This is a genomic window from Vibrio zhanjiangensis (assembly GCF_030161235.1).
GTDB classification, from domain to species: Bacteria; Pseudomonadota; Gammaproteobacteria; order Enterobacterales; family Vibrionaceae; genus Vibrio; species Vibrio zhanjiangensis.
Window position 1 is genome coordinate 1 of sequence record NZ_BSPW01000001.1, and the last position, 22,000, is coordinate 22,000.

The window sequence follows — 22,000 nt, forward strand, 5'->3', positions numbered from 1 at the left end:
TTTGCGATCCGTGAAGGTGGCCGTACAGTAGGTGCTGGTGTTGTTGCTAAGATCTTCGAATAACTCTTAAGAATTGATATCGAAATCTTGCATTTTTCTTCACATATGAAGAAATCGCATCTAGAAAAAGAGAAGCTTATGCTTCTCTTTTTCATTATTTGGTTATAAAAAAATAATATTACACCCATTGAGGAAAAAAGTTTTTCAGTTTTCTTCTGTATATAAAGCAATAGGTTATTTTCATATCTACAGTGAGGAAAAATATTGCTTCGAATGTAAGTCTTATAAATTCCCACTTTTGCCGCTTTTTTATAACAAATCATTCTTAGCTTATTTGTATTATTACTGGTAATAATAGTTATTATCGTTTGTGTTTGCTTTATGGTTTTTGGTATGTATGTTTGTCTATGTCATGGTGTATCTGATAAGAAAATCAAACAATTGATTTTAGAGGAAGGTATAACAGATATTAAACAAATAAAGAAATGTACTGCACTTGGCAGTCAATGTGGTAAGTGTGTCAAGATGGCTAAAGAGATCCTCAACGAGAATGAGATCATAGAGTACACCAAAGCAAGCTAGGGTGAGTTTTGCTTGCGTTGACACTCCCTAAATTGGTTCTACAGTTTATATTGGACCAATAGGAGGCGGCGTGTCATGAAAGGCGATCCCATCATAATTCAACATCTCAATAAGATTCTCGGCAATGAGTTGGTTGCAATAAACCAGTATTTCCTGCACGCCCGTATGTATAAAGATTGGGGGCTAAAACACTTAGCAGACAAAGAGTATCATGAATCCATTGATGAAATGAAACATGCGGATCATTTGGTAGAACGTATTCTATTTTTGGAAGGTATTCCAAATTTGCAAGATCTTGGTAAGTTAATGATTGGTGAAGATGCCAAAGAGATGCTCGAGTGCGATCTTAAGTTGGAAATGATGGCAATTCCAGATTTAAAGTCTGCTATCGCTTATGCTGAAGATAGTCATGACTATGTATCACGTGATCTATTTCAGGAAATACTCGAAGACGAAGAAGAGCATGTCGATTGGTTAGAAACACAACTAGGCTTAATTGATATGACAGGTATCCAAAATTACCTTCAAGCTCAATACGTTGATGAAGAGTAACTCAATACCCAAGTTTACCTTTATTCAGGTACTCAAAAGTCCTCTAGAGTGATGACCTCTGTCATTAGGACTGCTTAATTATTTTCCTTGCGTAAACAGCTTTGTTTCTGTACTATTCGTGCTCCTTAATCTCAGTCAATTATCTTTAGTTCCTTGCTTCCTCTGGACGACTGAGCCATTTGTGGAAGCTGAATAATCCGTAAGGAGCAACCAATGCGTCATTACGAAATCGTATTCATGGTGCACCCAGATCAAAGCGAGCAAGTTGCTGGCATGATCGAGCGTTACACTGGTTCAATCACTGAAGCTGGCGGTACTATCCACCGTTTAGAAGACTGGGGTCGTCGTCAATTGGCTTACCCAATCAACAAGCTTCACAAAGCTCACTATGTTCTAATGAACGTTGAAGCTGACCAAGCTGTAATTGATGAACTAGAAACTGCTTTCCGTTTTAACGATGCAGTTATACGTAACATGATCATGCGTACTAAAGCGGCTATCACTGAGCAGTCTATTATGCTTAAGCAAAGAGAAGAGCGTGCTCCTCGTCGCGAAGAGCGTTCTGAAGCTAGATCAGAAGAAGCTGCTGAGTAATCATACTCAGATTTAGTACTCAGCCTAAGTTGAGCTCAGAATTTATTTTTGCTGTGACTTAGGCAGATAACTTTACTCAAATTTAAGATCAGGAGATAGCCCATGGCTCGTTTCTTCCGTCGTCGTAAATTCTGCCGTTTTACTGCAGAAGGCGTACAAGAGATTGATTACAAAGACGTAGCAACTCTTAAAAACTACATTACTGAAGCTGGTAAAATCGTACCTAGCCGTATCACTGGTACTAGTGCTAAATATCAGCGTCAACTAGCTCGCGCTATCAAGCGTTCTCGCTACCTAGCTTTACTACCGTACACTGATAAGCATCAGTAATCGGTTCGTTTTATTAAGAAAGAGGATTAAACAATGCAAGTTATTCTACTTGATAAAATCGGTAACCTAGGTGGTCTTGGCGATACTGTAAACGTTAAATCTGGTTACGCTCGTAACTTCCTTATCCCTCAAGCTAAGGCAGTAATGGCAACTAAAGCTAACGTTGAAATGTTTGAAGCTCGTCGTGCTGAACTGGAAGCTAAAGTTGCTGAGCAACTATCAGCTGCACAAGCACGTGCTGAGAAAGTTAACGCTCTTGAAGCCGTTGTTATCGCTTCTAAAGCGGGTGACGAAGGTAAACTATTTGGTTCTATCGGCACTCGTGACATCGCTGACGCAATTACTGCGGCTGGTGTTGAAGTAGCTAAAAGCGAAGTTCGTCTTCCTGAAGGCGCTCTACGTAATACTGGTGAGTTCGAGATCAGCGTTCAACTTCATTCTGAAGTATTCGCGACTGTTGCTCTTCAGGTTGTTGCTGCTGAGTAATTCAGTATTTAAGCTTCAAAAAAAGCACCTCTTGTGAGGTGCTTTTTTTATAATGAAAATAATAAATTGATTGAGAAAATACTGTCGGCGTTTTGTAAACCTTCTGGGACTCGGTCATGATACTGCCGAGAATAAGATATCTTTAAGGCGACATGTTGATTAATATTGTTAGTTGCACTCAGGTCAGTATCTGTTCTGACGTTGCTTTCACCTGCAACAAGTGTGACGCCTGCCGATAAATTTAAGCTTTTATTTATGCGCCAGTTACTTTTGACGTGACCACGAAAGATGGCCTCTTGAACGATTTCATCAAAGACAATGTCTTTGTCATCAATTTCATCGGTATTGGGCTCTTGATATCGGTAACCTGGTCCTAATTCCAGTTCAAGAACGAACGTGTCTGTGTTGTAGAACTGATAACCGAGACCACCAGACAGTGTGTAGTCCTTAAAATAGGCACTATAACGTGAGTCGACACCTTGGAAGTTGCCGTAGAGGTAGGTTTTGGGACCTAGTTTATAGTCGCTTTGTGCCAAATAGGTGGATTGTCTTTTATCTTCTTCACCATCTTTGTACAGCTGGTAATATTTCCATTCACCTGTCGTTCTATGGCGTCCGGATAGGTATTCAGCACTGAGTCTTGAGTTGACTGAACGTGAGTCAGTATTGCCTGTATGTGACTGATAACCGAACTCGATTTCGCTCTTCCAAGGTGAGGGAATATCAATCTTGTCTTGGTTTTGTTGTGATTCATCCGCATAGACTACGGAGCTGAGCAGTAGGCTAGTCGTTATGAGCCAAAGTTTTGCCACTCATTGCCTCTTTTTAATTATTGTATTAGGTGAATACTAGAGAGTTTTTATATAATTTCAGTCAGTTCTAAGTTAATTCTATATGATATGCTTTTAAACCCCTTGTTTAATACAGACATCAAGTTCATTCTAGCTATAATGAGCGTTCACAATCTAGTTTCTGAGCAATAACATGGCAGATTTTAAATCAGACAATCGCAATAAAAAGCCAATCGACGCCCAAGTGGATGCAATCAAAGCCCCCCCTCATTCTATCGAAGCGGAGCAGTCTGTGATTGGTGGTTTATTACTTGATAATGAACGTTGGGATACGGTAGCTGAGCGTGTTGTTGCGAAAGATTTTTATAGTCGCCCTCATCGTTTGATGTTTGAAGCCTCTCAAGCCATTCTCGAAGAAAGTAAACCGCTGGATTTGATTACCTTGTCAGAATACCTTGAGCAACGTGAGTTACTCGATGATGTCGGTGGCTTTGCTTATCTCGCTGATTTGGTCAAAAATACGCCCAGTGCTGGCAATATTAATGCTTATGCCGATATTGTTGCCGAGCGAGCATTGACTCGCGATCTTATTAGTGTCGCGAATGAAATTGCTGATGCAGGTTATGATCCTCAAGGCCGTTCTCCAGAAGATTTATTGGATATGGCGGAGAGCAAAGTGTTTGCCATCGCTGAATCTAGGACCAATGACAGTGATGGGCCGCAAAACGTCGATAGCATCCTTGAAAAGACGTTAGAAAGGATAGAGCTGTTGTATAAGTCGCCCCAAGATGGTGTTACTGGGGTAACCACTGGGTTTACGGATTTAAATAAGAAAACAGCAGGCCTACAAGGTTCTGATTTAGTGATTGTTGCTGCTCGTCCTTCTATGGGTAAAACGACCTTTGCAATGAACTTGTGTGAAAATGCTGCGATGGCACAGGATAAACCAGTATTGATTTTCTCACTGGAGATGCCCTCAGAGCAGCTGATGATGCGGATGTTAGCGTCACTTTCTCGTGTTGATCAGACCAAGATCCGGACCGGTCAATTAGATGATGAGGATTGGGCTCGTATTTCTTCGACCATGGGATTATTAATGGAAAAGAAGAACATCTATATCGATGATAGTTCCGGTCTTACTCCAACAGAGCTGCGTTCACGTGCACGTAGAGTTGCTCGTGATAATGGCGGATTATCCATGATTATGGTCGATTACCTTCAACTTATGCGAGTACCATCCATTAGTGAAAACCGAACCTTGGAAATCGCTGAGATTTCACGCTCATTAAAAGCTCTTGCGAAGGAGTTGAATGTTCCTGTGGTGGCCTTATCTCAGCTCAACCGTTCGTTAGAGCAACGGGCGGACAAGCGTCCAGTAAACTCAGATTTGCGTGAATCGGGCTCTATTGAGCAAGATGCTGACTTGATAATGTTTATTTATCGAGATGAGGTTTATCATCCAGACAGCCCGATGAAGGGAACAGCAGAAATCATTATCGGTAAACAGCGAAATGGTCCAATAGGCTCGGTGCGATTGACGTTTCAGGGACATTGGTCTCGTTTTGATAATTATGCAGGCCCTGCATTTGATGTGGATGATGAGTAACCTATGAGTTATATGAAAGCGGCAACAGCGTGTATAGATTTAAATGCGCTGAAACATAACCTGAAACAGCTCAAATCCCAAGCGCCTGAAAGCAAAATTATGGCGGTGGTCAAAGCTAACGGGTATGGGCATGGGTTAAGGCATATAGCGACAAATGCCGAAGGGGCGGATTCATTTGGTGTGGCGCGCATAGAAGAAGCCTTGCAATTGCGTGCCAGTGGCGTAGTAAAAGCGATATTGTTACTAGAAGGGTTTTATTCACCCGGCGATTTGGCTGTGTTAGTGACCAATAACATTCAAACGGTTGTGCACTGTGAAGAGCAACTTAATGCGCTGGAAGAGGCAGAGCTTGATAATCCTGTCGTGGTTTGGCTTAAGATAGACAGTGGTATGCACAGACTTGGCGTAAGGCCCGAGCAATATCAAGAGTTTATTACACGTCTTAAACACTGTCCGAACGTTGCCAAGCCGCTGCGCTACATGAGCCACTTTGGTTGTGCTGATGAGTTAGATAAGCCAACGACGACTGAGCAGACGGAATTATTTATGTCTCTAACTCAAGGATGTGAGGGAGAGCGTTCCTTAGCGGCTTCAGCGGGTATCTTGGCTTGGCCCCATAGTCAATTAGACTGGATACGCCCTGGTATAATCATGTATGGAGTATCGCCTTTTAATGATAAAACGGCGGCACAAATGGGTTACCAACCTGTGATGACTCTAAAGTCCCATTTGATTGCTGTACGAGAGGTTAAAGCTGGCGAAAGTGTCGGATATGGCGGCGTATGGACCTCACCTAGGGATACAAAAGTTGGCGTAATAGCGATAGGCTATGGTGATGGCTATCCAAGAATGGCGCCTAACGGAACCCCAGTATTAGTCAATGGTCGCAAAGTTCCTGTCGCAGGGCGTGTATCTATGGACATGTTAACCGTTGACCTAGGGCCAGATGCGGTTGATAAGGTCGGTGATGAAGCGGTTTTATGGGGCCGAGATCTGCCAGTGGAAGAGGTGGCTAACCACATCGGCACCATTGCTTATGAGTTAGTAACCAAGCTCACCTCACGAGTTGAAATGGAATATATTACCAGTCAATAACGGTCAACAATTAAATTTCGTTAACTAGGCTAAATTAATCAATAGCTCCTCTATTTTAAGAGGAGCTGTTTGTTGGTAGAACTATTCGCCTTGCAAGGTGGCGATAATACGCCGACTTCCAGCGTGGCTCCTATGTTCCCCCAAATAGATTCCCTGCCATGTCCCTAATGCTAATCGACCGTCTTTTATTGGGATGTGTACGCTACTGCCAAGCGTGGATGCTTTAATGTGTGCGGGCATATCCACTATACGGATGATGTGTCCATATTATGGACAACTCTAGCCTATATAGTCCCAGACATTTGATATTCTAACTCGTCCATACCGATACTTAGACGTATGGCCAAAGATTGTCCATACAAATCGTTATCGTGGCACATCATGAGACTTCTCCCTGGATGGTAACCAAGAGACAGCGAGAGCCACCATGATTACGATGTTCACATAGATAAATACCTTGCCAGGTTCCCATGTTAAAGCTTCCATCGGACACAGGAACAGAAACACTACTCCCAAGCAGACTGGCCTTAATATGGCTGGGCAAGTCGTCACTCCCCTCATAAATATGTTTGTAATAGGGTTCACCTTCGGGAACCGCACGGCTAAAGAAGCTTTCAAAGTCATCACGTACGGTAGGATCTGCGTTTTCGTTGATCGTCAAAGACGCCGATGTGTGTTTGATGAAAATATGAGCAAGTCCTACTGATACCTGTGACAACTCAGGTACCTGCCTTACAATTTCATCTGTAATCAGATGAAATCCTCGTTTCTTGGGTGAGATTTTTACTTCTTTTTGAATCCACATAATTCTATTTTCTAATTGGCAGTACATTTGAAAAACGGGCCAACTCTTTCTCCAAGCGGGCCAACCTATCAAGCAACATCAACTCTCGATTCAAAGCCTGATGATAGAGCTCTTTGTAACTTTGCTTCTCTGCTCTGACTTTTCGAAACAAATCTCTAGGTTGGCTAGCTTGTACATCAACCTCTCTGTTCGCTGTGTCAATTGCTGCAATCAACTTCCCGAAGCTGATCCTGGATTTCTTAATTGCCCCACGCTTTCTGCCAGCCTCCAATGCTACGGTGTCCTTGTTAATCGAAGAACCTAGTGGAACTCGGCTTGGGCATCCTGCCTTCAAACGTTCTAGCGCATCCCAGTACTCTTGCATGCTAAACCTCCTTATTCTTCAAAAGGGCAATCCGACGCTGGTAACTTTCGAGGTCTTCTAATTCTGACAACTCAGTTCTAAGTGCAATACTCGAATCATCCTTACTTTTTAACTCATCAACCAAGACCTTTTGACGAGCAATGACTCGCTCCAGTTTACTTGTTTTGATGATTGCTTTATCACAGCTAATACAGGCAGAAACCAGGCGAAGTAGTTTTTTGTCACATGGGGATGTCGTCATACATGCCCCCAGAGGTGTCTCTTTATAGGCAAGCTCACCCTTTTTGAAACGGCTTACCAACTCCTTACGATCGTTGAGCAGCAGGCCTTCGCTTTCTCGTTCGGTAACGTTGCGATCGACAAACCGCCCATAAGTACCAAACAAAGGTTCAGTTCGATCTGCAACAACTGCTAAGTATGCATGAGCATCACTCTCAGGTTTAATTTCCCTCATCAGGTGCGATATATGCTCATCATGATCGAATTCGGAAATACAAGCAGAGGCATTGCAATAATAGAGTGTCATCTCTCTCGATATATGTTTTAACTGACTCTTAAGTGCCGGAATGGATACATTCGCTGACTGAGACACATAAAACGCCAAGGTTCTCCTAAGCTGATGAGTAGTAAAACGCCACACAGAACCTAGTTGAAAAGCCTTCTCTTTGTGCCATGTACGAAACGGATCAATGGCAACTAAATGCTCAAAATCAGAATCCTCTATTGCATATGGCTCTGAGGGAAAAAAATTAAATATCTCCTGATCTTTATTCGCATGCTTTTGAATAATCAAGGGAGCGTTCAAGTCAATATTCGCACCAGTAAACCTCAAGTAGCTCACGCTTATAAATAATGGCGCGTCATCCTGTAAGATGTCGCACTGAGAACAGATTAAAATAGATATCTTCTGTGCAATTTCAAACGCCTTGACAACCTCTTTGCTGGTCACCCAAGCGACTCTTTTCTTTTGTCCAACAAATTTACTTGTGTCCCCAAAAACTTTATAGACATTCCGACCCATCATCTTTTCGATTACTAAGGCGTTGTTTTTGAGGCTAAGGCATTCAGAATGTCTCATCCCTGTGTATATATGAATGTATATGCGACAGGCATGTTGTATTCTGGTTAGGAACTTACTCAACCCAGGAATATTTGAGACGCTATACTTAAATAATAATTCTCCAAGCCCATATATAGATGAAGCTTCATAAAAAAATGGGGCCATTCCTCGCCTTTGAACACCCAACTGGCGTTGCTTAGAATCACAGCGAGCAAACAAAGGGTCGTGTATTATGTTTTTAGTAAATCCTATGAGGTTATCTATACTCGCCAGAATTTCATTAAGGAACATTTCCAGATCAGAAATTAATGAAGACAATAGCCGCGGAGGTATTACAGGGTGCTGAAAATCTACGGGCAGTTCTTTCGACTTTTCTCTGGCCAAAAAACTAGAATATAGACTGGATATTTTGTACCCAGAAATATCGCTCGGAATATGTGCCAAATGACCAACCAAAGAAGAAAAACCAGTCAGAAGTGTTCGCGTTTCAAGTGTGCTGATGAATTCATCAAGGTGTTTTTTCTCGGACAGGAGAGTTGCGATTGATCTTGATTGACTTGAAGCATAACCAATAAGCCGACGTACAGACTTCATATAGTTCATTATTGTGGCTATGCTAATGCCGTAATTTACTGATGATTCAGCACAATAGATCAGAAGAAACGCAAGCCATTTAGCCTCATTCCGATAACTCTTTTGTGCAAATTCGAAGTTAATCCGAGCTGAGCCTGAATCTCCAGCTAAACGATAGAATCTGAAATCCCAAACATCATCACCATATCGGGATATTGGAATTCCTTGTTTATTTCGAGAAACGACAAACTTATCAGAAGGTACTTGAATTCTCCCATTTATCTCAAAGGCGTCAGGAAATGATGCTTTATTATATTTTACAAAACATTCGAAGTTAGCACGATATATCTTCGCACTCATGAAAACACTCCAATTTCAATCAAAGTGTCCAGTTTCATTTGCCAATATTCAGATAGGATCTCCCTATCAAAAACATTGCGTTCAATATTATCTAATTGACCAATATTACCATTGAAATTTGATTTAATGACATCAAGCACTTGTTCTACACGATTTAAAACAGGTAACACCTTCTCATTAAAGTGTTTTTCTGAATGCGCGAGTATTAAAGACTCTTTAAGCAGGTACTTAAAGCTGATTAATTTATGAACATCTTCGATATCAGGATGAACTTTATAGTTTTTACAAAACAAGCAGCCTTCAAGCGTCCTGCAATCTGGTTCAATGGGTGTATCTCCGATGGCGGCAGGACTACTTCCGATACACTGACCAACAGGTGTGCTTTTCGCCTTGGCATGTATATCTATAATCATGGCCTTGTAAGAATCGAAAAAGCTGCCAATTTGGCTATCATTGCGAGTTTTACTACCTTCCGAATAATGTCTTAGTACCGTAACAGGGCTATTCTGTAAAACAATTGAGGTCGTTGCGACATCTGTATTCCTTATTAACCAATCGCCCTTATACGCCCTCCACATTCTTGTTGTTATTTTTAAATCAAAGCCAAAACATACATTCAAACGTCGATGAAGGTCGCCCGCAATACCCATAGAGAGTGGCTCTGCCTGGTTAAATGTAATCTTAAAAAATAGCAAGGGATAAGAATGTATATTGAGTGCATCCAGTATGTACTGTCGAAGTAACAGAAACTTCTTGAAAGTTTGGTAAAAGGTCGAAGATATATGAAAAACGACTTCTCTCTTCCCCGCTCTATATTTAATCCCCTTAAATCCCAGTTTGTCTTTTAGAACCTCATGATCACCCGACCACGGGAGTTGCAACATTTGCCCCAGATTCATGCCAGTGTTTGCAGAAAATAGCATAACAAAAGCCTGAAATGCCATTCGGGAAGCATCTATGCGCCTATTATGAAATCGGGATGAATTGGCGATCTCCATTTTACTGATTGCATTATTATGGGATGCTCGATGACTAGCGATTAGATTAGTCTTTGAAAGTTTCGTTATTTCCTCTACAGTTCGAATACAGCCGCTTATATAGTTATATGCCAAAAAGCGATCTTTCAATGCTGCTTTATTACTAACAGTCGATTTCCCTCCGAAGGGCACAGATACGGGAAAGAACCAGAAGCGATTATTCTCAATGACTATCTCTTTTGGGAACTTCTGAAAATCAACAACAAAGTCGGATAGTTGATTAAATACTTGAAGATAGACAGTCAGAGTGCGAGCCACACTTGTATCTTCTGGTATCTCAGTTTTATTAACTGCTTTCAGAGATCTCCTTATTTTCCTGACATTTCGAAAAAGATCTCCGTAAGGATCACCATAGACATGGCGCCCGACACCCATTGTCAACTGCTGCAAAGTTGCAGCAGTATTAACGTTCATATCACTAGCTCTGACCTTATGAATCAGATATTCCGTAAACAACCTTACGGCCTCTGCAAAATCATCCATAGAATCAAGCCCTCGAATACAACTTGAATCACACCACCGTACAAAGCTATTAAACTGCCCGAAATTTGTTTTAAGCGAGTGTGCAGACCTTCCCATCTTTATGTGATGAAGGAAAAACTCGATATACAAAGAGACAAACTCTTTTCTGGCAGACCGATAGCTTTCCATATTCACCAGATTAGACGCGCAAGCTTCGGTTGAAGTGTCTGCCGTCATACGCCGTCTTTTGGTGTAACACCAACTACCAATATCCACCGCATATTTATATCCTGGGATAAAAACCTTCACAGCTGAAGGATCTATCAGCACCACGTTTCCCGTTTCATCCGTGGGCAACTGTTCGATGGTATATGAAACGGTCTTTCGCTTACTCCATGTCATCGGTATTTACCTCGTTCAGCATGGATTCGAGGTAGGCCTCATACTCCGATTGCAAATCAAGCGCGACGCGGTATTTTTCGCGGTAGTTTAAGTAGGCTTCTGTCGTCCGAATACTTGTATGCCCCATCCTGGAGCGAACCAGCATCAGGGCTTTTGTCATATCTGCCTTTACAACCAAGTGGGTTTCGGCCTTCGACATTTGGTTAACAAAACTTTCCAAAAGATTCATTCCAAAGGTTGCTCGCAGATCATGGAAACGGAATTCAAATTCGTACCCATGGCGGTACAGCTCTGGCTTTAATTGCTGTCTGATGAATTGAGTGACGGCGTTACCCCTTGGCGGGCTTCGATACAAGAGCGCGAAAGGGTCATTCTCAGCCATGTAGTAAGGCTGACCAGCGCGAGTCAGAAACAAATATTGATCGCCATCTTCTGGATATATATGCTTCGACAACTTCATTCGTTGATGACAACGCTCAGAATTCATATAGATTTGCACTCTGCGATACAGAAATAACGGTACAAGTAACACCATCTGCTTGCCATATTTGGTGCTGACAGGTGTTCCGCCACCGACCTTTATCCTGTGAGACACTGCGCCTTTATACGGCTCATCCAAAAAATTCTGCCGACGAAGCGTGAAAACAGTTTGCAACCGTGCGCCAGTCGCCAAAGCAAGAAAAAACGCCAATGTCATTTCGGTATTACCAATGGCTTTCAGAGCCTGAATTAAGGCCGCTTGCTCATCTTTTGGTAAAGGCCTGAGCTTACCGCCGTCATCAATGTACTCGCTGTAGTCATCATTGCTCTTCACTACCCTGAACGATCGAGTCAGGTCTGTGCTTTTTACTGACTTTCTGCGCTGAAAACCTCGCGCATCTCTGAACATCAGTGCGGCCTCATCTTCAAGCCACAACGGATGAGCAAACTTAAAACCTTCAGTTTCCAACCAACGATAGAAATTCTGCAAACTACTCATGCGTCGTTTAGCCGTGCGTGCCTTTAGCTTTCCCTGACGAATTTCATCGTGCAAATAAGTGCAATAGCGATACGTAGGCCTGGCCCTAGGCCGGGCAGATATGGACAGAAAATCGATTTCCTCTTCCAGTAGCCACCGCCTGAAATGCGCCAGATCCCCCGCTATAGATTCGAGAGTTCTGTGCTTTACAGGCACAAATCCGTTAAGTCTGCTTAGTAGATAGCGATTAGCCTCTGCCCAAAGTGAACCGTCCGGGTCAACAATCATCGGGTAGTGGTAAAACACGTCATGTGCCACGTCCTGCGCCGGGTGCCGATAATAGTCACGACTTTTGGCGGTAGCACTGCATACATGGCTACCCACAAGTTCTATAGTTGACGGCTCATAGCATTCCAGCTTGCGAATCACCTCGACTCTGACACGAAAATTTAGCTTCATAGACAATGATGCAATCACCTCGCTCAATAATAATCCCTTGAGCAGTTTATTTGCATCAAAGGCGATGAAACAACTTTAGCTTGACATTTAACCAGGATCAACAGATTATTTCTGCATCATTGACTATGAACAGGTGAAGGCGTGAAGCTGAAACAGATCGCAACCATCAATGCAGGCTATCCATTTAGGGGCAAAATTCCTGAAGTGCCAGGCTCTGCCGTGGTAGCGGTTCAGATGAAGGATGTCTCGCTAACCGAAGGGATTCGCTGGTCAGACTGTTTGGAAACCACGCTCCCCGGCAAGCGCGAACCCGACTACCTCACCACAGGTGATATTTTAGTGGCCGCCCGAGGCAGCCATAACTACGCCGTACAGGTGGATCAGTTATTGGCCACCACAGGTAAACAGGCCGTTGCTGCGCCACACTTTTTTGTGGTCAGCCTGAAGAAGAAAGACATCCTGCCCGAGTTTATGGTGTGGTTACTTAATCAGGCACCGGCTCAACGTTACTTTGAGCAAAATGCCGAAGGCACCCTAACAAAAAGTATTCGCCGCAGTGTGCTGGAAGATGCCCCAGTCGTTGTTCCGCCCCTTGCCAAGCAGCGAGCAATTATTGCGATGGCCAACACTTTGGGTGAAGAGCAGAGGCTGATACAAAGGCTAGTAAACAACGGTGAGCGCATGATGGGCGCAATCGCCAACGACTTATACCAGGCGCATGGCCACTAAACAGCCTGCACAACTAATTTAAGATTTGAACCGGGCCTGTTATTGATTGACCCCACATAAAAGGAAGCAATGGATGAACGACACAGCCATGAGCGGTAACGATAAAATTAACCAAGACAGCATTAACAAAGCGCTGTGGAATGCCTGCGATACCTTCCGTGGCACCATCAGCGCCGACACCTACAAAGACTTCATCCTGACTATGCTGTTCCTCAAGTACATCTCCGATGTATGGCAGGATCACTACGATGGCTACCAGGCCGAGTACGGCGACGAGCCGGAACTCATCGAAGAGATGATGAAAAACGAGCGCTTTGTACTGCCCAAAGCGGCTAGCTTCTACGCCCTGTACGAACGCCGCCACGAACCCGGCAACGGTGAGCGCATCGACCAGGCGCTGCATGCCATTGAAGAAGCCAACGGCACCAAACTCAAAGACGCCGGTAAAAGCGTGTTCCAGGACATCAGCTTTAACACCGACAAGCTGGGTGAAGAAAAGCAAAAGAACACCATTCTGCGTCACCTGTTGGAAGACTTTGCCAAACCCGAGTTGAACCTAAAGCCCACCCGTGTCGGCACACTCGATGTGATCGGTAATGCTTACGAATACCTGATCAAAAACTTCGCCGCCAGTGGTGGTCAGAAAGCCGGTGAATTTTATACCCCGCCAGAAGTCAGTGACCTTATCGCCGAGTTGTTAGACCCGCAACCGGGCGACAGCATCTGTGACCCAGCCTGTGGCTCTGGTTCGCTGCTGATGAAGTGTGGTCGCAAGGTCGTGGCCAACCACGGTAGCAAGCAATACGCCCTGTACGGACAGGAAGCCATTGGCTCCACTTGGTCGCTGGCCAAGATGAACATGTTCCTGCACGGCGAAGACAACCACAAAATTGAATGGGGCGACACCATCCGTAACCCCAAGCTGCTCGATAAAAACGGCGACTTGATGCTGTTCGACATTGTGACCGCCAACCCACCGTTTTCCTTAGATAAATGGGGTCACGACGAAGCCGAGCACGACAAGTTCAGCCGCTTCCGCCGTGGCGTACCTCCAAAAACCAAAGGCGACTACGCCTTTATCCTGCACATGATCGAAACCCTCAAACCCAAAAGCGGAAGAATGGGCGTTGTGGTGCCGCACGGCGTGTTATTCCGTGGCTCGTCAGAGGGCAAAATTCGCCAGCAACTCATTGATGAAAACCTGCTCGACGCCGTCATTGGTCTGCCAGAGAAGTTGTTTTACGGTACCGGCATTCCAGCGGCAATCCTGATTTTCAAGAAGAACAAAAGCGACGACAGCGTAATGTTTATCGACGCCAGCCGAGACTTCAAAGCAGGTAAGAACCAAAACCTGCTGACCATCGATCATATCGCCAAGATTGTAGCCACCTATCACGCTGGCAACGATGTCGATAAATACGCCTATGTCGCCAGCCTCGAAGAGATTAAAGAGAACGACTACAACCTGAATATTCCGCGCTATGTCGATACCTTTGAGGAAGAGGAAGAAATCGACTTGATGGCAGTGCGAACCGAGCGTGAGCAGCTGAAAGCACAACTGACTGAGCTGGAAACCGAGATGGCAAAGTATCTTGAGGAGCTTGGTTATGGTGCCTAAGGGGTGGTTAAAGACTAATTTTGGCGCGGTAACTGAAATCGCTAATGGTCAGGTAGACCCTAAGGTGGAGCCATACTTAAGTATGCTGCATATTGGCCCAGAAAATGTTGTTTCTGACTCTGGTCAAATTATCGGTGTCGTAACCTGCAAAGAATCTAATCTTATCTCTGGAAAGTACGAGTTTGATGAGAACGCAATTGTATATTCGAAAATCCGCCCGAATTTGAACAAGGTTTGCCGGCCAAGATTTAAAGGTGTTTGTAGTGCAGACATGTATCCAATCTGGGCAAAGGGTGAGTTAGATATTGAATTTCTGCTTCACTTTATGCTCGGGCCCCAGTTTTATAAAGTTGCAGTGGCAATGTCTATGCGCACAGGCATGCCGAAAATTAACCGAAGTGATTTGAATACAGTCACGCTTCTTCTTCCTCCGGTTGAGGAGCAAAAGAAAATAGCCCAAATCCTCTCCGCCTGGGATAAGGCCATTACCACCACCGAACAACTGCTCGCCAACAGTCAGCAGCAGAAAAAAGCCCTAATGCAACAACTGCTCACCGGCAAAAAACGGCTGTTGGATAAGCATGGGGTTAGGTTTAGTGGGGAGTGGAAGTGGTTGCGAGCAAGTGAGTTATTTAAGCCTGTATCTAAGAAAAATAACTCTGATTCGGAAGAGTTGCTTGCTGTAACTCAGGACCAAGGCGTCTTACCACGTTCACTTCTAGAGCGAAGGGTTGTCATGCCTGACGGATCAACAAATGGCTATAAGCTCGTAGTGCCAGGTAACTTCATAATCAGCCTGAGGTCATTTCAAGGCGGTTTGGAATACTCGGGCTACCGTGGTTTGGTAAGTCCTGCGTACACCGTTCTCGAGCCGATCAAATCTATCGATGATGAGTTCTACAAGCATTACTACAAATCCTACGACTTCATTGGACATCTGGCAGTTGCCGTGATTGGTATTCGAGATGGGAAACAGATTAGCTACAGTGATTTTTCATTCTTAAAGCTGCCTTACCCTAGCTTGGAAGAACAACAAAAAATCGCTGCCGTACTTTCCACCGCCGATCAGGAAATCTCTGCTTTGCAACAAAAGCTCGATGCCTTAAAGCAAGAGAAAAAAGCCCTGATGCAGCAGCTACTCACGGGTAAGCGCCGTGTCGTCATAGAGTAAAGGAAGACAAAATATGAACACCGAGGTTGTAAATGATTTAAATAAGTGGGTTTCAGAGCGCCCTCAGTGGCTCCAGATTGCAGCTACTCGGCTACTTCAGCAGTCTGAGCTTACTGCCAATGACGTCTCTGAGCTCGCAAACCTTTGCCAGCAGGAAGCCGACGGTAAGCTGCCCAAAACGACCTGTTCCTTTCCTGCTACTGCCTTCTCCCAGGGCGCAGCAGGCTCCCTGCGTTTGTGTTCAATCAGTGAAGTCGAAGGAGTAAACGCCCTTGCTCCGAAAAAGCCACTTGAGTTTGGTAAGGGCAATATCACGATTGTTTATGGCAACAACGGGTCAGGCAAGTCCGGTTACGTCAGACTCCTCAAACATGTATGCGGAGCCCGCGAGACGGGTACCCTCCACCGCAATGTCTATAAGCCCGGCGCGGCAGCACAGAAAGCCTGCATTTCGTTTGAGCAGGATGGCGTACCGAAGACTCATACCTGGTCTGGGCAAGGTATCTGCGATGACCTCAACAGCGTTGACATTTTCGACACTTCGTTTGGCAAGGTGTTTGTCAGCAGCGAAGACGAGGTGAGCTACGAGCCGCCGGTATTATCCTTTTTCAGCTCGCTCATCCTCACATGCGAAAAGGTCGCATCGGCTCTGGACATCGAGGCCAACCGGCACCAGTCCAAAAAGCCGAATATCCCGACTGACAAGAAGGTAACTCCTGAAGGTATCTGGTACGAAGCCATCAGCGCCAAGACCAGCACCCAGGATATTGACAAGCATTGCTCGTTTGGCAGTGCTGACGAGACCGAGATGCAAACGCTGCAGCAGCGCCTTGCCGAACAGGCACCGGCGGAAAAAGCGAAGCAGCTGAGAAAGCAGAAACAGCATATCGACACTCTAGTCCAGGATGCCCAAAAGTATCTGGAGCAATTGTCGGACGAGAGTTACCGACGGATCATCGCTGCCAAGAAGAAGTCGATTCTCAAAAAGGCAGCGGCAGATACGGCGGCGGAAAAGATGTTCTCCGGTAGCGAACTTGAAGGCATCGGCTCTGATGTCTGGAAAGAGCTTTGGGAAGCCGCCCGGAGCTATTCCCTATCGGCTGCCTACAAAGAAGCAGAGTACCCGAATGTTTCCGATGGTTCCCGTTGTGTCCTGTGTCACCAGACCTTGACCCAGGAGGCCAAGGAGCGGTTGATCTCCTTCGAAAACTTCGTGAAGGGGGAAATGCAGAAAGCCGCAACGGATGCGGCCAAGGAATACGATACCGCCAGTCAAACTATCGAGGCGCTACCGACATCGGAGACGCTGAAGACACGTATCGATGCGGCTGGCATTCCACAGGATGTCGCCAGCCAGGTGACGGATTTCTTTGCCCAATTACAGGCCAGAAAAGACCTGCTCCCTGGGATCGATTCCGAAGAAGCCATTCCCGACCCACTACTCTCACCGAAATGGATCGAAGAAGCCAACGCCCAGTCGAAAAACCTCGGTGAACTCGCGGCAAAATATGACGAAGACGCCAAAAGCGACAATCGAGAGGAGATCAAGAAAAAGCTAAACAGCCTGCAGACCAGAAAGTGGTTGTCTGAACACCGCGCCGCCATTGATGAAGAAGTCACCCGATTGAAGCTGCTGAACCAGATCAAAGCGGCTAAAAAATCCGCTGATACGACAGCTTTATCAAGAAAGAAAGGCGAGTTGGCAGAAGCATTGATCACGGATGCGTTCGTGCAAAGGTTCAAGGCGGAGCTCAAGGCCCTGGGCGCGTCTCAGGTGAAAGTCGAGCTCGTGAAGTCAAAAGTCTCCAAGGGCCGCGTCCTTCATAAGCTCCAGCTTCGAGGGGCCTCTCAGAATGGGCTCGCCGATGTGCTGAGCGAGGGAGAAAATCGGATCGTTTCCATTGCGGCATTTTTGGCCGATGTCACCGGCAAGAGCAACCAGGCCCCGTTTATCTTTGACGATCCAATATCCTCACTCGACCAAAGCTATGAGGAGGCCGTGGTTCAAAGACTGATCGAGCTGTCTGAGGACAAGCAGGTCATTGTCTTTACTCACCGCCTGTCCTTGCTGGGAACGGTCCGGCATTTTGCCGAGAAAAAGACCATCAAGCCCGATGTGGTGAGCATTCGCTCTGCGGACTGGGGGACCGGAGAGCCAGCTCCCATTCCACTTTCACAGAGTGACATCAAATCCGCCCTGAACACACTCATGAATCAGCGGTATCAGGATGCAAAGAAGGCAAGTGAAAACGGCGAGTTTGAACATGCCGAAATCTTGCTGAAATCGATATGCAGCGACTTCAGGACATTGGTGGAGCGCTCTATTGAAAATGATTTGCTGTGCGGGGTGGTTCAAAGATTCCAACGACCGGTCCATACGTTGAAGCTCAAGGATCTGGCCAAATTGAAGGACGCGGATTGCAATCTCCTTGATTCGCTTATGACTAAATACTCCGGATTTGAACACTCGCAGCCAACAGAATCACCTGTGGAGCTGCCGAAGCCAGACGATCTTCTGGCCGATATGACTTCATTAAAAACCTGGCGTGAAGAATATTTGAAGCGAGCGACACTTTAATTTTATACGCACCTCGGGTTTCAGGGGTTGAAGAGAGATTAGGAATGACACAATACACGCCCAAATTTCAGGAAGAATACAGTGCCAAGTTACCGGCGCTGACGTTGTTGACCAACCTCGGGTGGTCGTTCCTCTCTCCTGAACTTGCATTAGCCGCTCGTGGTGGCAAGGCCGATGAGGTGGTGTTACGCCAGGTATTACGCAGTGAACTTAAGAAGCGCACTTTCATCTTTGCCGGTAAAAGCTACCCGCTGTCTGAAAAGGCGATCGACAACCTGATTGCCGAGGTGTGTAGCCCTGCATTGAACGAAGGCCTGTTAACCGCCAATGAGCGCCTGTACAACCACCTGCTGTATGGCATCTCGGTCACGGAGTTTGTGGAGGGCAAAAAGGCGAGCCCAACCGTTGCACTGATTGATTGGCAAAACCCGGCCAATAACAGCTTTGTATTCACCGAAGAGTTTACCGTTACCCGCTCTGGCGGAGTGGAAAGCCGCAGACCCGACATTGTGTGCTTTGTGAACGGTATTCCTCTGGTTGTAATTGAGGCGAAACGCCCGGATGGTAATGCCAAGAAGGGCCCCACCATTGACGAAGGCATTTCGCAAAGCCTGCGTAACCAGCGTCATGATGAAATCCCGCTATTGTTCGCCTATAGCCAAATGTTGTTATCCATAAACGGCAACGAAGGCCGCTATGGTACCTGTGGCACACCCGCTAAGTTTTGGGCCGCCTGGCGTGAAGAAGACATCGCAGATAGCCAGATGTACGCCATCAAAAACAAAAGACTCAAAAATGAGCAGTTAGCAGGCTTATTCAGCCACCGCCCAGCAAAAGATCTGGATTGGTACCAGAGCCTGACCGCTGCGGGGGAGCTTGCTGTGACTGGGCAAGATCAATTACTGATCAGCCTGTTAAGCCCTGCCCGGTTGCTGGAGATGACCCGTTACTTCACCTTATTCGATAAAAAGGCTGGCAAAATCGTTGCCCGTTATCAGCAGGTGTTTGGCATTAAGCGGCTGATTGAACGCATCACTATGAATGATGTAGCCGGTGACGCACAGGGAGGTGCTAATGTCGCGGGAGGCAGGATGCCGGGAGCGACGAGACGTGAAGGCGGTGTAATCTGGCATACCACAGGTTCGGGTAAGTCATTTACCATGGTGTTTTTAAGTAAGGCGCTGATCCTGCACGAAAGCCTGAAACAATGCCGTATTTTAGTGGTGACTGACCGGGTAGATTTGGAAACCCAGCTGAGCAAAACCTTTGCCTCTGGCGGCGAACTGGCCGGGAAGAAAGACAAAGAAGCAGCGATGGCGACCTCTGGTAAACGCCTGGCTGAACAGATTGGCAAAGGCACTGAGCGGATTATCTTCTCGCTCATTCAGAAGTTTAATACCGCTACCAAAATGCCAGAGTGTGTAAACAACAGCTCTGACATTATTGTGCTGATTGATGAAGGCCACCGCAGCCAGGGCGGTGAAAACCACATTCGTATGAAGCAGGCGCTGCCCAATGCCGCATTTGTCGCTTTCACCGGCACGCCACTGTTAAAAGACGACAAGACCACCAATAAATTTGGCCCCATTGTGCACGCTTACACCATGCAACGCGCGGTGGAAGACCAGACTGTTACGCCGCTGCTGTACGAAGAGCGCATTCCCGATTTGGATGTGAATGAACGCGCCATCGACAGTTGGTTTGAGCGCATTACCGAAGGGCTTTCAGACGAGCAAAAAGCCGACCTAAAGCGCAAGTTTGCCAAAAAAGGCCAAGTATACAGTGCAGATGATCGCATTCGTTTGATTGCCTTGGATATTGCCAACCATTTCGTAAAGAACATCGACGAAGGTTTGAAAGGTCAGTTAGCCTGCGACAGCAAAGCCTCGGCTATCAAGTACAAAAAGTATCTGGACGAAGCAGGCTTGTTTGAATCTGCCGTGGTGATGAGCCCGCCTGATAGCCGTGAAGGTAACACTGCTGTCGATGAGGCCACCACACCGGAAGTGACCCAGTGGTGGAAAGACAACGTGGGTAGTCAAGATGAACAGGCTTACACCAAGCATCTGATTGAGCGCTTCGACAAAGATGATTCTCTGAAGATACTCATCGTGGTTGATAAGCTGCTTACCGGCTTTGATGAACCTAAAAACGCTGTCTTATATATCGACAAACCCCTAAAAGAGCACAACCTGATCCAGGCGATTGCACGGGTAAACCGCCTGCACCCGAAAAAGAAATTTGGTCTGCTCATCGACTATCGCGGCATTCTGGCGGAACTGGATACCACCATCCAAAAATATCAGGATCTGGCCTCCCGTACTCAGGGCGGTTACGACATTAACGATATTGCTGGCCTGTACAATCAGATGAGTACCGAGTATAAGCGCCTGCCACAGCTGTATAAGCAGCTATGGGCCATATTCGATGGCGTGAAAAACAAGAGCGACATTGAGCAATTGCGTCAGGTACTGGTACCAAAGATTGAAGAGCGTGGCGGCGAGCTCGTTGACGTGCACCTGAAAGTGCGAGAGGACTTCTACGAAGCCCTGACGGCCTTCGCCAGCTGCTTGAAGGTAGCGCTGCAATCGGCTACCTTCTTTGAAGACAAGAGCTTTAGCGACCAGGATCGTCGTCACTACAAAGAAACAGTGAAGCAATTTTCCAGCCTGCGCCAACTGGTTCAGCAAGATGCCGGTGAGAGGATTGACTACGACGAATACGCCGAACAAGTGAAAAAGCTGCTGGACAAGCATGTGGTGGGTGTCGAGGTTAAAGAACCCGGTGGCGTGTATGAAGTGGGCAAGATGGGACAAAAGCAACAGCCGGAAGACTGGAGCGAAGATAAAACCCGCAACGAAACCGACATCATCAAAACCCGCGTAACCCGCATGATTGAACAAGAGCTACGGGATGACCCTTATGCTCAGGAAGCGTTCTCAAAACTGCTGCGACAAGCCATTGAAGAGGCCGAAAAGCTATTCGACCACCCACTGAAACAGTACATGCTGTTCCGTGAATTCGAAGAGCAAGTTCAAGACAGACGCTTGAACGACATACCCGATGCTTTTGCCGGTAATCGTCATGCCCAGGCTTACTTTGGTGTGTTCAAGAAAGTGCTGCCTGAAGCCTTAGCTGTGCTCGACAGCCAGGTTCAGGATAAGTGGATAAAAGTCGCCTTTGAAATTGACCAGGCGGTAGAAACCTCTGTCGCGGAAAACTCCATCAATCCACAGAACATCGAAGCCGACATCCGCAAAAAGCTACTGCCGCGCATGTTCCATGAATGCAAAGCCATTGGTGGCGGAATGGATCAGGCCAAGAAGATTGTTGAGATGATTGTTCAGATCACTCGGGTCGGGTTGAACGTTGCTTGAATGGGTATAAC

General features: G+C 45.9%; 18 protein-coding genes and 1 pseudogene. 12 read left to right on the plus strand and 7 right to left on the minus strand.

What is annotated here, in order from left to right; all coding sequences use genetic code 11:
- Positions 1-393 precede the first annotated feature (393 nt).
- From QQK21_RS00010 to rplI, 5 genes are all read left to right on the plus strand, one after another.
- Complete coding sequence (locus QQK21_RS00010; protein WP_284190174.1) at positions 394-582, plus strand: (2Fe-2S)-binding protein; 189 nt, start codon at positions 394-396, stop codon at positions 580-582.
- Positions 583-657: 75 nt separating this feature from the next.
- Positions 658-1,134, plus strand: a complete 477-nt coding sequence (bfr, locus tag QQK21_RS00015; protein ID WP_284190175.1) for a bacterioferritin — start codon at positions 658-660, stop codon at positions 1,132-1,134.
- A 213-nt stretch (positions 1,135-1,347) separates the two neighbouring features.
- Complete coding sequence (rpsF, locus tag QQK21_RS00020) at positions 1,348-1,728, plus strand: 30S ribosomal protein S6 (RefSeq protein WP_284190176.1); 381 nt, start codon at positions 1,348-1,350, stop codon at positions 1,726-1,728.
- Positions 1,729-1,830: 102 nt separating this feature from the next.
- Positions 1,831-2,058 carry a 30S ribosomal protein S18 gene (rpsR, locus tag QQK21_RS00025; protein ID WP_000090472.1) on the plus strand — a complete coding sequence of 76 codons (228 nt, stop codon included), beginning with the start codon at positions 1,831-1,833 and terminating at the stop codon, positions 2,056-2,058.
- A gap of 33 nt (positions 2,059-2,091) precedes the next feature.
- On the plus strand, positions 2,092-2,544 hold the full coding sequence (gene rplI / locus QQK21_RS00030) for a 50S ribosomal protein L9 (RefSeq protein ID WP_284190177.1): 453 nt from the start codon (positions 2,092-2,094) through the stop codon (positions 2,542-2,544).
- Between the two features lie 47 nt (positions 2,545-2,591).
- Here rplI and QQK21_RS00035 read toward each other — a convergent pair whose 3' ends face one another.
- Entirely contained in the window at positions 2,592-3,356 is a 765-nt protein-coding gene (locus QQK21_RS00035) for a DUF481 domain-containing protein (protein ID WP_284190178.1), read from the minus strand.
- A gap of 172 nt (positions 3,357-3,528) precedes the next feature.
- On the opposite strand from QQK21_RS00035, the gene QQK21_RS00040 reads away from it, so the two are divergent.
- Together QQK21_RS00040 and alr are read left to right on the plus strand one after the other, a co-directional pair.
- Positions 3,529-4,941 carry a replicative DNA helicase gene (locus QQK21_RS00040; protein WP_284190179.1) on the plus strand — a complete coding sequence of 471 codons (1,413 nt, stop codon included), beginning with the start codon at positions 3,529-3,531 and terminating at the stop codon, positions 4,939-4,941.
- Positions 4,942-4,953: 12 nt separating this feature from the next.
- Positions 4,954-6,036 carry an alanine racemase gene (gene alr, locus QQK21_RS00045; RefSeq protein ID WP_284190247.1) on the plus strand — a complete coding sequence of 361 codons (1,083 nt, stop codon included), beginning with the start codon at positions 4,954-4,956 and terminating at the stop codon, positions 6,034-6,036.
- Between the two features lie 81 nt (positions 6,037-6,117).
- Here the strand turns inward: alr and QQK21_RS00050 are convergent.
- The 6 genes and pseudogenes from QQK21_RS00050 to QQK21_RS00075 all read right to left on the minus strand — a co-directional run.
- Positions 6,118-6,279: pseudogene (locus QQK21_RS00050) on the minus strand (secondary thiamine-phosphate synthase enzyme YjbQ); the annotation flags it as partial.
- A gap of 136 nt (positions 6,280-6,415) precedes the next feature.
- Complete coding sequence (locus tag QQK21_RS00055; protein WP_032475781.1) at positions 6,416-6,841, minus strand: secondary thiamine-phosphate synthase enzyme YjbQ; 426 nt, start codon at positions 6,839-6,841, stop codon at positions 6,416-6,418.
- 4 nt (positions 6,842-6,845) lie between these two features.
- Positions 6,846-7,205: a hypothetical protein gene (locus QQK21_RS00060; RefSeq protein ID WP_001158934.1), complete on the minus strand. Its 360-nt coding sequence runs from the start codon at positions 7,203-7,205 to the stop codon at positions 6,846-6,848.
- 1 nt (position 7,206) lies between these two features.
- Positions 7,207-9,198: a site-specific integrase gene (locus QQK21_RS00065; RefSeq protein WP_284190180.1), complete on the minus strand. Its 1,992-nt coding sequence runs from the start codon at positions 9,196-9,198 to the stop codon at positions 7,207-7,209.
- Entirely contained in the window at positions 9,195-11,099 is a 1,905-nt protein-coding gene (locus QQK21_RS00070) for a hypothetical protein (protein ID WP_032475776.1), read from the minus strand. The genes QQK21_RS00065 and QQK21_RS00070 overlap by 4 nt, the downstream gene beginning before the upstream one ends.
- Positions 11,086-12,516 (minus strand): tyrosine-type recombinase/integrase, encoded by a 1,431-nt coding sequence (locus QQK21_RS00075; RefSeq protein ID WP_032475775.1) that lies wholly within the window; start codon positions 12,514-12,516, stop codon positions 11,086-11,088. The genes QQK21_RS00070 and QQK21_RS00075 overlap by 14 nt, the downstream gene beginning before the upstream one ends.
- A gap of 141 nt (positions 12,517-12,657) precedes the next feature.
- On the opposite strand from QQK21_RS00075, the gene QQK21_RS00080 reads away from it, so the two are divergent.
- The 5 genes from QQK21_RS00080 to QQK21_RS00100 all read left to right on the plus strand — a co-directional run bounded on the left by QQK21_RS00080 (position 12,658) and on the right by QQK21_RS00100 (position 21,989).
- The gene (locus tag QQK21_RS00080) at positions 12,658-13,245 is read left to right on the plus strand and encodes a restriction endonuclease subunit S domain-containing protein (protein WP_032475774.1); all 588 of its coding nucleotides are present in this window, start codon (positions 12,658-12,660) and stop codon (positions 13,243-13,245) included.
- 73 nt (positions 13,246-13,318) lie between these two features.
- Positions 13,319-14,863, plus strand: a complete 1,545-nt coding sequence (locus tag QQK21_RS00085) for a type I restriction-modification system subunit M (RefSeq protein ID WP_032475773.1) — start codon at positions 13,319-13,321, stop codon at positions 14,861-14,863.
- Complete coding sequence (locus tag QQK21_RS00090) at positions 14,853-16,034, plus strand: restriction endonuclease subunit S (protein WP_032475772.1); 1,182 nt, start codon at positions 14,853-14,855, stop codon at positions 16,032-16,034. The genes QQK21_RS00085 and QQK21_RS00090 overlap by 11 nt, the downstream gene beginning before the upstream one ends.
- 13 nt (positions 16,035-16,047) lie before the next feature.
- Positions 16,048-18,612, plus strand: a complete 2,565-nt coding sequence (locus QQK21_RS00095; RefSeq protein WP_032475770.1) for an AAA family ATPase — start codon at positions 16,048-16,050, stop codon at positions 18,610-18,612.
- A gap of 44 nt (positions 18,613-18,656) precedes the next feature.
- Positions 18,657-21,989: a type I restriction endonuclease subunit R gene (locus tag QQK21_RS00100; RefSeq protein ID WP_284190181.1), complete on the plus strand. Its 3,333-nt coding sequence runs from the start codon at positions 18,657-18,659 to the stop codon at positions 21,987-21,989.
- Positions 21,990-22,000 lie beyond the last annotated feature (11 nt).